Below are 13,052 nucleotides of genomic sequence, written 5' to 3' on the forward strand. Positions count from 1 at the left end.
CCTTTCTCTGAATGTACTTAGTGAGCGAGCAACGCTTGTAATTCTGCTTTGATGATTTCAAGGCCTTTGACGATCAGTTCTGGCTCAATCGTCAATGGTGGCAGGAAGCGAATCACATTTCCTTTTACCCCACAAGATAACAAAATCACACCGGCATGGTTACTTTTTACCACAAGCTGTTTGGTCAGATCAGCAAGCGGTGCACCATTGTCAGGATCATTGAACTCGATTGCAATCATGGCACCGACTTGGCGAATATCACCAATTTGGGGAATCTCTTTTTGCAATTCAGTCAATTGTTCCTTAAATTGCAAGCCAATATGTTGCGCTCTTTCACAGAGATTTTCTTTTTCAATGATATCGAGCACTTCTAACGCCGCAACACAAGCAAGCGGTGAGCCTGCATAAGTTCCGCCGACGCCCCCGGGATTGGCTGAATCCATAATTTCTGCTTTACCGACAACCCCGGACAGTGGGAATCCCCCTGCAATACCTTTGGCCATGGTGAACAGATCTGCCTCAATGCCTAGGTATTCTGTTGCAAACATTTTGCCAGTTCGGGCAAAGCCGGTCTGAATTTCGTCACAAATTAAAACGATACCGTGTTTATCACATATTTCGCGGATTTTCTGTGCCCAGGATGCGGGAGCCTGATAGAAACCACCTTCTCCCTGAATCGGTTCGAAAATGATTGCCGCGATACGGCTTGGCTCGATATCACAGGTGAACAAATCGTCCAAAGCACTCAGGCTTTGCGCTTCAGTGACCCCATGATAATCATTCGGGAATGGCAAGTGATAGATTTCGTTTGGAAACGGCCCAAAACCAGCTTTGTAGGGTGCGACTTTTCCGGTGAGTCCCATACACATGTTTGTCCGTCCATGGAAGCCGCCTTTAAAGGCAATGACGCCTGAACGGCCCGTATGTGCCCGTGCAATTTTCACCGCATTTTCTACCGCTTCAGCACCGGTGGTCACGAATGCCGCTTTTTTCTCAAAATTTCCCGGTGTTTTCGCCACGATTTTTTCAGCCAGTTCAACAAAGCTCGTATAAGGCGTGACCATTGAACAGGTATGACTGAAGCTGTCTAACTGCTTTTTCACGGCTTCAATAATCTGTGGGTGAGAGTGCCCGGTATTATTCACGGCAATCCCAGCGGCAAAGTCGATATACGTTTTGCCTTCAATATCTGTGATCATCGCATTTTTCGCACTTACTGCATAAACTGGCGCCAGATTAGCCATCCCTTTTGCGACGACTTTTTCCTTACGGGCTTGCCATTCCATATTTGTCATGAGTTTTATTCCTTCACATTCAAACAGTCGTTATTGTGAGATATCAGAAGCCGCCGAAGCAGAGATATTTGACATTGAGGTATTCATCAATCCCTTGTTTGGCACCTTCCCGGCCAAAGCCGGATTGTTTTACACCACCGAATGGTGCGACTTCATTGGAGATAATGCCTTCATTGATCCCAACCATGCCGTATTCAAGCTGTTCGGCAATACGGAATGCACGATTCAGCGTACTGGTGTAGAAGTAACTGGCTAATCCGTAAATCGTATCGTTGGCCTTTTCGACCAAGTCATCATCGTTGGAAAAGCGAACAATCGGAGCGACCGGACCGAATAGTTCGGTATGTACAATCTCCATATCTTGAGTGACTTCAGTCAGAATGGTCGGTTCAACGAAGAGACCTTCCAGAGAGCGGCCGCCAAATGCGATTTTTGCGCCTTGTTCGACGGCTGTATTGATATAGCCCAACACACTGTTTTTCGCTTTCATATCGATCAGCGGACCGATAATCACACCGGGTTCCACGCCATTACCGACTTTCAGATCTGCCGCGGCTTCGGCAAATTTTTCAACGAATTGGTCGTAAACGCTGTCCTGAACATAGAAGCGGTTTGCGCACACACAGGTCTGCCCGGCATTACGGAATTTTGAGGCGATGGCACCTTTGACTGCTTCATCGATATCTGCATCATCAAAGACGATAAATGGTGCGTTGCCGCCTAATTCCATTGAGGTACGCTTGATCGTTTCTGCACACTGTTTGATCAGGTGACTACCAACTTGAGTCGAGCCTGTGAAAGACAACTTCTTGATATCATCGTGACTACAGAAAATATCACCAACGGCCACTGAAGAGTGGTTGTTCACCACGATTAAGAGCTCTTTTGGCAATCCTGCTGCGTACGCTAATTCTGCAATGGCATAGGCAGAAAGCGGGGTTTGGTTGGCGGGTTTGACGATAAAGCTACACCCTGCCGCCAGCGCGGGGGCTGCTTTACGGGTGATCATTGCGATAGGAAAATTCCAAGGCGTGATCGCCGCTGCCACACCAACCGGTTGTTTAATCGTCATTAAACGTTTGTTTGACGCCGGTGCCGGAATTGTATCACCGTAGGTGCGTTTCCCTTCTTCTGCAAACCACTGAATGAAAGAGGCACCATACATGACTTCCCCTTTGGCTTCCGCTAAGGGCTTGCCTTGTTCGAGGGTCATAATCCGGGCGAGATCATCACTGTTTTCAACCACGAGATCATACCAGCGCTTTAAGATGGTCGAGCGTTCTGCGGCTGAACGTTGTTGCCAAGCTTGTTGAGCCTGCTTTGATTTCTCAATCAAAGTGAGGATATCCGTTGTCTGAACCGAAGGAATATAAGTTAGCGTTTCATCGGTTGCCGGATTGAGGATTGCAATCGCATCTTCACTGAAAGGACACGTTGCTTTGAGTAGGTTTTTGTTAACAATTTGGTCCATCATTGTGTCTCTTTTGTTAGCTGTAAGGAGAATGGTAGATCTAAAAATGACACCACCCGAAGTACCAGTTAGATCAATTATGTGGTACCAGCGATAAGTTGCTGGCTGGTACCATACAAATTGTCTTTCTGGTTCTATTGCTTTGGTTTTGCTTTCTTCATATTAACCTGTGAAACAAATCAGTAACAAACAAGTAACGACACAGGAAGAGGAATTTCTATGTTTGGGTTAAAGGGAAAGAAGCTTGCGAAGACATTACTGGCAGTCACGCTGGGTGTCAGCGCACTTGCGAGTTCTACGGTCAGTTTTGCCGCTGAATATAATTGGCGTTTTGCAAATTTATACGGCCGCGGTACTGCATTTGGTGCCGTTTATGAAGACTTGGCAAAAAATATTCAAATCATGTCCAATGGCCGCATTGCGGTGCAAGTTCTGTACTCCGGAGAAGGCGTAGGTACCAGTGGTATCTTAGGTGCTGTACGTTCCGGTCTGATTACAATGGGAGCCCCTTTCCAACCGATGCATGCGGGTGAGTTTCCGGCTGGGGTTGTGGAGGTCGGTTTGCCTGGTGGCACATCGGATGCCAGTGAACTCATGACATTATTTCATGAGCGGGGCTGGGGCGATGTGTTGAAAAAAGCCTATGCCTCTCAAGGGATCGTCTGGCTGGAACCTTATATTCAGCCCCCGGTTTATATCATTACCAAAAAACCAATTAACTCGATTGCTGACTTTAAAGGCATGAAAATTCGTGCACCGGGTGCCTATGGTAAGTTCCTGCGTAACCTCGGTGCGGCACCTGTTTCTCTGTCTTGGAGTGAAATCTATACTTCACTGGCAACCGGTGTCATCGATGGTTCTATCGGTTCAAATATGATTGATCACCGCGATGGTAACCATGTGGAAGTTGCAAAATACATGTATCCTCTACCCATTGCCGGTGCTCAGGTGTTACCGATTATTGTGAACCAAAAAGCATGGAATAAATTGCCGAAAGATCTGCAAGCGATTGTGAAAGGTGCGACGGCTGAACATGCGATTGAGCAGTTGACGAAGTCAAAACTGTGGGAGTCACAGGCTGTGGCGGAAATGGAAGCAAAAGGACTGAAATGGAGTCCTGAGCCATCTGAAGCAGACAAAAAAGCCTGGAAAGCCGCTGGGGTGTCACTTGCACAGGAATATGCCAGTGCCGACCCTTATTCAAAACAGCTTGTTGAGATCCTCAATAAGAAGCAGTAACAAGGAATAATCAAGGTGAGTCTGATGACTCACCTTGATTGGTTTGGGAGTATATATGGTTGAACCAATTCTAAGAGGATATTGCCAGTTTGTCAGATATGTTGTTGGCCTAATCGGGCGTTCGGTATCATATCTGCTTCCTGTACTAGCCACGATTGTTGCCTACGAAGTCTTTGCTCGTTATGTGATAGATAAACCCACCATTTGGGGGTATGACACTTCGCTGTTTCTGTTTGGATATATTGCCGCCTTAGGCGGTGCATATGCGCAGCAACGTGAAGCACACATTAACGTCGACATCGTACACGGTAAAGTCTCGGAAAAGACTCGCCGGATTTTTGACCTGATCACTGCGATTCTGGCGATAGGATTTTTAGTGGTCATGATCAAAACTTGCTATGGCATGTTTCTGGAAAGCCTTCAATATCATTACAGAACCAAGAGTGAATGGGCCCCGCCGATGCATCACTTTTGGCTGATGATCACCGTCTCTGCGAGTATTTTTGTTGCCCAATATTCAACTGAATTGATCAGTAATCTATTTTTCCTTTTCACCGGACGTGAATTGAGCGGAACGGTGCATCCGCATGTCAGCTTAGATGAGCAGCCTTTCCATGTCAGTTTAGATGATGAGCCGTTTCGGGCTGAGGATCATCCCGTAGAGAAGTCCGTTTTTGACAAGGAGAATTCAAATGGGAATTGAGATGTTAACCCTTGTTTTGCTGGCATGTATTCTGACCGCTTTTGTGTTAGGTGCGCAGGTGGGACTGGCATTGGGTGGCATTGCCATGGGCGTCGGTTACTTGGTTTGGGGAGAGACGCTGTTTAATATTGTGCCGACCACCGTTGAGAGCACATTTTTCAATTTTATTCTGTTAGCGATTCCGCTTTATATTTATATGGGACAGATCCTCACCCGGTCCGGGATTGGGGATGCCATGTTTAATGCCAGTCAACTGCTGATCGGCCGGTTGCGCGGTTCTTTGGCCATTAGTGTCATTGGGGTTTGCTCCATGATCGGAGCCATGGTTGGCATCATCGGTGCCGGTATCATGACTTCCAGTAGTATTGCACTCAAACCAATGCTTGATCGTGGCTATGACAAGAAGCTTGCGCTTGGGGTCATTATGGCTGGTGGCTCTTTGGGAATTCTTATTCCACCGAGTATTCCAATGATTATGTTTGCTTCTGCGACCCAAAACTCAGTTGGCAAAATGTTCTTGGGAGCCATGATTCCAGCATTGATTACGATAGTTCTGTTGATCACTTACGTGGTGATCTCTTGTAAATTGAATCCGGAACGCGCCCCGCTTGATTCTGACAACGATATTCAGGTGCCGAAAGGATACGAGCGGTTTAAAACCATCCGAGACGGTGCGTCGTCACTTGCTCTGATTGTGGTGGTTCTCGGCAGTATTATCGCCGGGATTGCAACACCGACTGAATCTGGTGCTTTGGGGGTGATGGGGGCGATCCTGTTATCGATCCTGTTTAAGCGATTTAAACCGGAGATGTTAAGACGTTCGGGAATGCAAACCGCGCTGCTGGTGAGTGTAGCAATGTGGATTATTCTCGGTGCATCGGTTTTCAGTAATTTCCATTTATTGATGGGAATTCAAGGGATGGTGTCCGGGTTTGCCCAAGGGTTGGATTTACCACCGATCATGATCATTATTATGTTCCAATTGATCATGCTGTTACTGGGATTCATCATCGATGAATTTATCATTGTGCTGATGTGTGCACCCATATTTACGCCGGTTGCGGTGTCACTTGGCTACGATCCGATTTGGTTCGGTGTGTTGATGATCCTGAATATTGTGATTGCTGTTCAGACACCGCCTTACGGTTTTGCGTTGTTCTATCTGAAAGGGATTGCCCCGAAAGGTGTGACAATGTTGGATCTGTATAAATCGGTATTACCGTTTATTACCGTACAGTTTATTGTGCTGGTTATTTGTATGGTTTTCCCGGATCTGGTGACTTGGTTACCGAATCTGGTCATTCATTAGAGGTCTGTATCACGGACGATTGTTTACCCGTGTTAGTCGTTTAATAAAAACCTGCCTGAGGCAGGTTTTTTTACCGTGTTTTTGGCTGTCAGTATCGGTTTGCGTAATGGCGACGGCCAAAAAGAAAAGCCCTTTCCACAGAGAAAGGGCTTTGAACCTGAGATACTAAGATGGGATTAATGCAGAATCCGAGCGCGGATAGTCCCTTCGATTTTCTTCAGTTTACGCAGCGCTTCTTCTGAGCGGGCTGTTTCAACGTCAATGACCACATAACCGACATCAGCAGATGTTTGCAGATACTGTGCGGCAATGTTGATACTATCCTCAGCGAAAATCGTGTTGATTTGATTGAGGATACCCGGACGGTTTTGGTGAATGTGAAGCAGACGAGAACATTCTCTGAGTTCTGGCAGTGATACTTCTGGCAGGTTGACGCTGGATACTGTCGAGCCATTATCAGAGTATTTGACAATCTTGCCTGCCACTTCGATCCCGATATTTTCTTGCGCTTCTTGCGTTGATCCACCGACATGTGGTGTTAGGATAACGTTGTCGAACTGAAGCAGTGGCGATTCGAACGGGTCTGCATTGGTTTTTGGCTCAACTGGGAATACGTCAATTGCAGCCCCTGTTACTTGTTTTGATTCCAATGCACCACATAGGGCATCAATATCGACGACGGTTCCCCGTGCCGCATTGATGAAGATTGAATTCGGTCTCATTTGAGAGAATTCTTTACTGGAAATCATATTCTTGGTGTCTGCTGTTTCAGGCACATGCAGAGAGATGACATCACATTTGCCTAGCAGTTCTGCCAGAGAGGCGACTTGAATGGCATTGCCCAGAGAGAGTTTGTTCTCGATATCGTAGTAATAAACCCGCATCCCCAAGTTTTCAGCAATAATCCCCAACTGAGTACCGATATGGCCATAACCGATGATCCCGAGGTTTTTCCCGCGAGCTTCGAAGCTCTGGTCTGCACTTTTTTTCCAGATACCGCGGTGCGCAAATGCATTTTTTTCAGGCACGCCCCGTAGTAGCAGCAAAATTTCACCCATAACCAGTTCGGCAACACTACGGGTATTGGAGAAGGGAGCATTGAAGACCGGAATCCCGCGTTTTGCTGTCGCACTTAAATCAACTTGATTGGTCCCGATACAAAAACAACCGACACCAACCAGTTTCTTCGCTGCGTTGATAACATTCTCCGTCAGGTTGGTGCGGGAACGAATACCGACAAAATGAGCATCCTGAATGGATTCTAATAGTTCTGCTTCGGATAATGAACCTTTGTGATATTCGATATTGGTATAGCCAGCTTCCTGAAGCACTTCTACTGCAGAGTTATGCACACCTTCAAGAAGTAAAATTTTAATTTTGTTTTTTTCCAATGAAACCTTGGCCATTATTTTTGTCCTTAACGATGGAAAGATGAAGAAATGAGGTGCACGGTGGCCAAAACAGAGAATTTAGCATTTTATTAACAAGCAAACGTTTGCCTAGTGCATCATCTCACCATAAAGTAACAAAAAAAATCTCCAATTGGTAAGAAATTTCCGTCATAAGGAATAATTTTTCTATAGCTAATAAAAAAACGGCACGCAATGTACCGTTTTTCACGATTTATCCATATTGGTGCAAATGATTTTAATGAGTTACTCAATAAATTGGGGGCCTTCTGGCGTCCCGATAATCACAATATCTGCTCCACGATGTGCAAATAAGCCATTGGTGACGACACCGGGAATATTATTGAGGGTTGATTCCATGGCTTTGGGCTCAGTAATCTGCATATTGTGTACATCGAGGATGATATTGCCATTATCTGTCAGCACTCCGTCACGATAAACCGGTTCTCCCCCAAGTTCTTTCAGCGCTCGGGAAACCTGCTCCCGGGCCATTGGAATGACCTCGATAGGCAGCGGGAATTTACCCAACACATCAACGGTTTTGGTGCCGTCAACAATACACACGAATGTATCGGAGATTGCAGCAACGATTTTTTCCCGTGTGAGGGCTGCACCACCGCCTTTGATCATATCCCGCGTTGGATTGATTTCATCGGCACCATCAATATAGACATCCAGTTTTTCAACATCATTACAGTCGTATACCTGAATCCCTAATGCTTCAAGTTTCTCTGTCGATGCTTTTGAGCTGGAGACCGCACCTTGAATATCATCTTTGACTGACCCTAAAGCGTCGATAAAGTGATTGACGGTTGAGCCGGTGCCTACTCCGATAATGCCACCTTTGACGACATATTTGAGTGCTGCCCATCCCGCCTCTTTTTTCATTTCGTCCTGGGTCATGTATTGATCTCCTGCTGATTGCGCGTAAATGCCATCTGAATATGTAATCGATATTTCCGCGAAGGATTATATACTCATCTTCACAGGAGTTGCAGCGTCAATCTTTCTTTTCCTCTGTCTTGCATCACATCGTGTTGCACCGTTATATGCCCGTTTATTCCCATGACCATATTTTGTCGGGCGTAACGATCTTTGGCAGTGGCACATCCCAGGATTCAACCGGAAGTCGTTCGACAAACTGACACGAGTGGGCAAGCCCGAGCGGTTTGGCACCGCTTCGGCTTTTAAACCAAGGTTCTAACGTTCGATCATAATAGCCGCCTCCCATACCGAGACGGTGTCCTGATGCATCGAAGCCAACCAATGGGGTAAAAATAAGATCAAGCTGCCGCGTCGGAAGAATCAGCTGTTGATTCAGTCGTGGTTCGGCAATACCGTAATGGTTCTGAACCATGGCTGTATCTGGTGTATAGCGTAAGAAAAGAAGTTGCCCTGTTGAAAAAGGGTGAATCACGGGGAGATAAACTGACTTGTCTTGTTGCCAGAGCCATTCGATCAATGCATGGGTTGAGAGCTCCCCGTCGGTTGATAAATAAATGGCAATATGTTGGCTGGTATCCAGTTCGGGTAAGTGGGAAAGCTGACGAATTATCTGCTCACTGGCAGCTTGCTGAAACGCGTCAGAGAGTTGTTTTCTTCTGGCGCGGATCTGCTTTCTGAAATCAGCGCGAGTCATGTTGTTTTGGTGCATAGGGAACCCCAAAGTGCCGTTGCAGATGTTTGACCCTTGAACCAGCTGGTTCAAGGCGGATTAGTAATGTTGACCGTAGGCTTCTCGGTGCGTGCCGAGCTTGCTCAATAGCCAACAAATACCAACCCTTATGTATTGCTTATCGGCTCAGGGACGTAATCCGCTGACGAACACTTCAGGGTAAATTTTGTGGCGCTGAGTTACAACTTCTCTTGCTCGACTTGATGAATCACCTGATCCAGCGATGTGGAGAGGCGCTCTATCCGTGTCGCCAGATGAGACGTCGTCTGTTGATTCTCTTTTATCTGGCTTTGTAACTCATAACAAATATTTAAAGCAGCAATCGTGAGTAACTTCACTTCATTTGTCACCTTAGTTCTTTCCGTCATTTCTTTCAAACGATTATCAAGCTCTTTTGCCGCCTGAATCAGAGAGTCTTCTTGACCCGGGGGGCAATTCACTCGTGTTATTTTTCCTAGAATCTCAACATCAACCGCTTGGTTACTCATGACTTATGAACTCGCAACATGCCACTGTGAATGATACGTTGACGGTATCATCAAGACGGAAACTATAGGAAAAGCATCGATAAGATTCAAGTCTTTCCCTTGATATCAAGGTCAATGATTGGTTAAAAACACAGATCTTAGACAATTCGGACAAAACCTAGGCTATTGTTCGGGACTGTTTAACAGATTTGATGTTTTGAATATTTCAGCAATGAGACTGAGGTGGTAGGATTAGTTTTATTTTTCTTTAGGCAGCCCTATGAGTGACAATAAGTTTCCTAAATATGAGTCTTTTGCTGAGACGCTAAAGTCTGTTTCCCTCTCTGTAACACCAGCAGAACTACATGGACTGTTAACCGGTATGTTATCTGGTGGTTTGAGCCCGGAAGATGGGCGTTGGCAGCCGCTCTTATTTGATTATACCAATGATGGCATGGGCTGGCCGATGGCAGCATTAGGTTTGGCTGGTGAGCTGATGGCCCATACAGCGGAAGAAATCACCCAGAATCATTTTCAGTTGTGGCTGTTTCTACCGACAGGCGATGGTGAACATGGTCTGTTTGAATTAGCCGATGCCGTTTCTGAATGGATTAATCACTTTATCTCCGGTCTGGGATTAGCGCATCCAAATGTCAATAAGTTATCGAATGACGCCAAAGAAGCTTTGGCTGATTTGGAAGAGATGGCTCGGCTCGGGATTGATGAAGATGATGATCTTGAGGAACAGGCGCTACTACTTGAGCAGGTCATCGAGCATGTGAAAGCTTGTGTCTTGGCGATCCATGCTGAATATGGCATTCAAATCAAAACCGAAAACAAGCGTCCCACAATTCACTAAATCGGTTTGATTGTCGGACGTTGGGTTGATACCGATAATCATATATCAGTGATTCAGCCCACGTTATGAGGTGTGAATGTCTCACTCTGCAACTGTCTTACTGAGGCGAGCTTGATTGCTGAAGGTTTTATGGCAGAGTCATACCGGAACCTATACAAACGGAAAGCAGTTGAATGAAAATGTTTGATGTCATTATCTCTGGTGGTGCAATGGCTGGCGCGACACTGGCACTGGCATTAGATGCCAGTTTTGGTGGAAAACTTCGGATCGCTGTGGTTGAATCGTGTGATTTTTCGACGCAAGCGCATCCCGGATTTGATGCACGCTCAATTGCACTTTCTGACGGAACTGTTCAAATACTTCAGGCATATCAGCTCTGGGATGCTATCCAACCTTATGCGACACCGATTTCTAGCATTCATATCTCTGATCGGGGACATGCCGGGATGACGGACCTCGAAGCCAACCGCCTTGGGATGTCTGCACTGGGGTATGTGGTTGAGTTGGCTGATGTTGGTCAGGTTTATCATCGTTTGTTGCAGGAACGTGCCGCGATTTCTCTGTTTTGTCCGGCAACGATCCAAAGCGTTGAGCGAACCACTGATGAAGTGCAAGTGCAGCTCGCTGATCAATCAACGCTCCGTGGTAAATTATTGATTGCCGCCGATGGCAATACATCGACCTGTTGCCATCAGCTCGGAATCACTTCTGAGGTGCGTGACTTTGAACAGGTTGCGGTGATTGCGAATGTTGAGTTGGATCAGCCTCATCAGGGGCAGGCTTTTGAACGTTTCACGACTTCCGGACCATTGGCCCTGCTGCCCATGTCGCGTCAACGGATGGCAATGGCGTGGTGTGTCAGACCTGATTCCTGGGCCGAAATGCTCTCTCAAGACGATGATACATTCTTAGCCAAGCTTCAGCAGACATTTGGCTGGCGGTTGGGCAAAATGAACCGTGTCGGAACACGGGCGGCTTATCCGCTCAAGCTGACTTATCGCTCTCGCGCGGTGTCTCATCGGTTTGCCATTATCGGTAATGCAGCTCAAACGCTTCACCCGATTGCCGGTCAGGGATTTAATCTGGGCATTCGGGATATCGCAACCTTGGTTGAAGAAGTGCGACGCCATCCGGATGACGTCGGATGTTATGCTGCGCTCTCTGCATTCCAACAACGTCGCACCCCCGATCGACAAAAGACGATGATAATGACTTCCACTCTGGTCCACACGTTCTCTAATGCGTGGTTTCCTGCGGTTGTGGGAAGAAATTTAGGATTGATGGCCATTGATAACCTCCCTGTGCTCAAACAACCCTTGTTGACTCGGACACTGGGATACGTATCTCGTTAGAAGGTTTTTATATGATGCAAAGTTTTGATATAGCCATTATCGGTGGTGGTATGGTTGGGTTGACATTGGCCGCAGCACTGAAAAATACAGATTTGAGAATCGCTGTGATTGAAGGACATACACCGGATTCAACATTAGGTGACATGCCGGATGTCCGCGTGTCAGCCTTGAGTCGGGCCAGTGAGCATATTTTAAAGAATGTTGGGATCTGGGAAGGTATTGTCCGACGTCGAGCATCGCCTTATAGTGAAATGCATGTTTGGGAAAAAGACAGCTTTGCCCGGATTGAGTTTGACTGTCAACAGCTTGCTCAGCCAGATTTAGGTCATATCGTTGAGAATCGAGTGATTCAGCTGGCGGCTTTGGATGTCGTTCAATCTCAGCAAAATGTCACCTTTTTTATGCCGACGCATTGCCAGAGTTTGGTTGTGGGTGAAAGTGAAGCTTGGTTGACTCTGGATAATGGCAGTGCTTTGACCGCGAAGCTGGTTGTGGGAACGGACGGTGCAAACTCTTGGGTTCGTCAGCAGCAGGATATTCCGTTAACGCATTGGGATTATGGCCATACTGCTTTGGTCGCGAATGTCATGACGGAAGAACCCCACCAGCACATTGCACGGCAGATTTTTACACCACAGGGGCCGCTGGCATTTTTGCCGCTGGCTGATCCGCATATGTGTTCGATTGTCTGGTCTACAGATCCTGAGCGAGCAGAAGCATTGCTAAATATGACAGCAGAGCAGTTCAACCGCTCACTCTGTACTGAATTTGACCGGCATCTTGGTTTATGTAAATTGGTCAGCGAACGAGCGGTCTTCCCTTTGAAAATGCGTTATGCCCGAAACTTCGTCTGTGAGCGTATTGCATTAGCTGGGGATGCAGCCCATACCATTCATCCACTGGCAGGGCAGGGGGTCAATCTTGGACTGCTTGATGCAGCATCATTAGCTCAGGAAATCAAGATGTTATGGCAGCAAGGGAAAGACATTGGATACCAGCGAAACCTGCGCCAATATGAACGCTGGAGAAAAGCTGAAGCTGCTAAGATGATTGCGGCAATGCAGGGATTTAAGACATTGTTTTCCGGAGATTTTCCGGTGAAAAAATTAGTTCGGGGGATGGGCATGTCGGTGTTAAATCAAGTACCGAATGTCAAAAATGACATGATGCTACGGGCTTTGGGGATTCGGGGTCACTTACCGGAGCTTGCCAAAACAGGGATTATTGAGTGACACCTATGAAGGGCAACGAATTTCGTTGCCCTATGATTCTG

At 46.6% G+C, this 13,052-nt stretch carries 12 protein-coding genes and 1 other RNA gene; 6 read left to right on the forward strand and 7 right to left on the reverse strand.

The window, feature by feature from the left end; genetic code table 11:
• Positions 1 to 17: 17 nt before the first annotated feature.
• The gene (gabT, locus tag OCU60_RS02380) at positions 18 to 1,295 is read right to left on the reverse strand and encodes a 4-aminobutyrate--2-oxoglutarate transaminase (protein ID WP_074372697.1); all 1,278 of its coding nucleotides are present in this window, start codon (positions 1,293 to 1,295) and stop codon (positions 18 to 20) included.
• A 43-nt stretch (positions 1,296 to 1,338) separates the two neighbouring features.
• Entirely contained in the window at positions 1,339 to 2,766 is a 1,428-nt protein-coding gene (locus OCU60_RS02385) for an NAD-dependent succinate-semialdehyde dehydrogenase (protein ID WP_074372887.1), read from the reverse strand.
• A 219-nt stretch (positions 2,767 to 2,985) separates the two neighbouring features.
• On the opposite strand from OCU60_RS02385, the gene OCU60_RS02390 reads away from it, so the two are divergent.
• Genes OCU60_RS02390 through OCU60_RS02400 form a run of 3 tightly spaced genes read left to right on the forward strand, consistent with a single transcriptional unit; the run spans position 2,986 to position 6,017 of the window.
• Complete coding sequence (locus OCU60_RS02390; RefSeq protein WP_074372698.1) at positions 2,986 to 4,005, forward strand: TRAP transporter substrate-binding protein; 1,020 nt, start codon at positions 2,986 to 2,988, stop codon at positions 4,003 to 4,005.
• A 55-nt stretch (positions 4,006 to 4,060) separates the two neighbouring features.
• Positions 4,061 to 4,708 carry a TRAP transporter small permease subunit gene (locus tag OCU60_RS02395; protein WP_074372699.1) on the forward strand — a complete coding sequence of 216 codons (648 nt, stop codon included), beginning with the start codon at positions 4,061 to 4,063 and terminating at the stop codon, positions 4,706 to 4,708.
• The gene (locus OCU60_RS02400) at positions 4,698 to 6,017 is read left to right on the forward strand and encodes a TRAP transporter large permease (RefSeq protein WP_074372700.1); all 1,320 of its coding nucleotides are present in this window, start codon (positions 4,698 to 4,700) and stop codon (positions 6,015 to 6,017) included. The genes OCU60_RS02395 and OCU60_RS02400 overlap by 11 nt, the downstream gene beginning before the upstream one ends.
• 176 nt (positions 6,018 to 6,193) lie before the next feature.
• On the opposite strand, the gene serA is transcribed toward OCU60_RS02400, so the two are convergent.
• The 5 genes from serA to OCU60_RS02425 all read right to left on the reverse strand — a co-directional run bounded on the left by serA (position 6,194) and on the right by OCU60_RS02425 (position 9,589).
• On the reverse strand, positions 6,194 to 7,423 hold the full coding sequence (gene serA / locus OCU60_RS02405; RefSeq protein WP_074372701.1) for a phosphoglycerate dehydrogenase: 1,230 nt from the start codon (positions 7,421 to 7,423) through the stop codon (positions 6,194 to 6,196).
• Between the two features lie 249 nt (positions 7,424 to 7,672).
• On the reverse strand, positions 7,673 to 8,329 hold the full coding sequence (gene rpiA / locus OCU60_RS02410) for a ribose-5-phosphate isomerase RpiA (protein WP_074372702.1): 657 nt from the start codon (positions 8,327 to 8,329) through the stop codon (positions 7,673 to 7,675).
• A gap of 154 nt (positions 8,330 to 8,483) precedes the next feature.
• Positions 8,484 to 9,080, reverse strand: a complete 597-nt coding sequence (locus OCU60_RS02415) for a 5-formyltetrahydrofolate cyclo-ligase (protein WP_205410484.1) — start codon at positions 9,078 to 9,080, stop codon at positions 8,484 to 8,486.
• A gap of 1 nt (position 9,081) precedes the next feature.
• Positions 9,082 to 9,265, reverse strand: a non-coding RNA gene (ssrS, locus tag OCU60_RS02420) — 6S RNA.
• 15 nt (positions 9,266 to 9,280) lie between these two features.
• Entirely contained in the window at positions 9,281 to 9,589 is a 309-nt protein-coding gene (locus OCU60_RS02425) for a cell division protein ZapA (RefSeq protein ID WP_074372703.1), read from the reverse strand.
• Between the two features lie 259 nt (positions 9,590 to 9,848).
• Here OCU60_RS02425 and OCU60_RS02430 point away from each other — a divergent pair, with 259 nt between their 5' ends.
• The 3 genes from OCU60_RS02430 (at position 9,849) to OCU60_RS02440 (ending at position 13,011) form a co-directional block, all read left to right on the forward strand.
• Positions 9,849 to 10,427 (forward strand): YecA/YgfB family protein, encoded by a 579-nt coding sequence (locus OCU60_RS02430; protein WP_074372704.1) that lies wholly within the window; start codon positions 9,849 to 9,851, stop codon positions 10,425 to 10,427.
• A 173-nt stretch (positions 10,428 to 10,600) separates the two neighbouring features.
• A complete protein-coding gene (gene ubiH, locus OCU60_RS02435; protein WP_074372705.1) occupies positions 10,601 to 11,779 on the forward strand; it encodes a 2-octaprenyl-6-methoxyphenyl hydroxylase in 1,179 nt (392 codons plus the stop codon).
• An 11-nt stretch (positions 11,780 to 11,790) separates the two neighbouring features.
• Positions 11,791 to 13,011: an FAD-dependent 2-octaprenylphenol hydroxylase gene (locus OCU60_RS02440; RefSeq protein ID WP_074372706.1), complete on the forward strand. Its 1,221-nt coding sequence runs from the start codon at positions 11,791 to 11,793 to the stop codon at positions 13,009 to 13,011.
• The last annotated feature ends 41 nt before the right edge of the window (positions 13,012 to 13,052 follow it).

The organism is Vibrio spartinae (genome assembly GCF_024347135.1).
Classification (GTDB): Bacteria; Pseudomonadota; Gammaproteobacteria; order Enterobacterales; family Vibrionaceae; genus Vibrio; species Vibrio spartinae.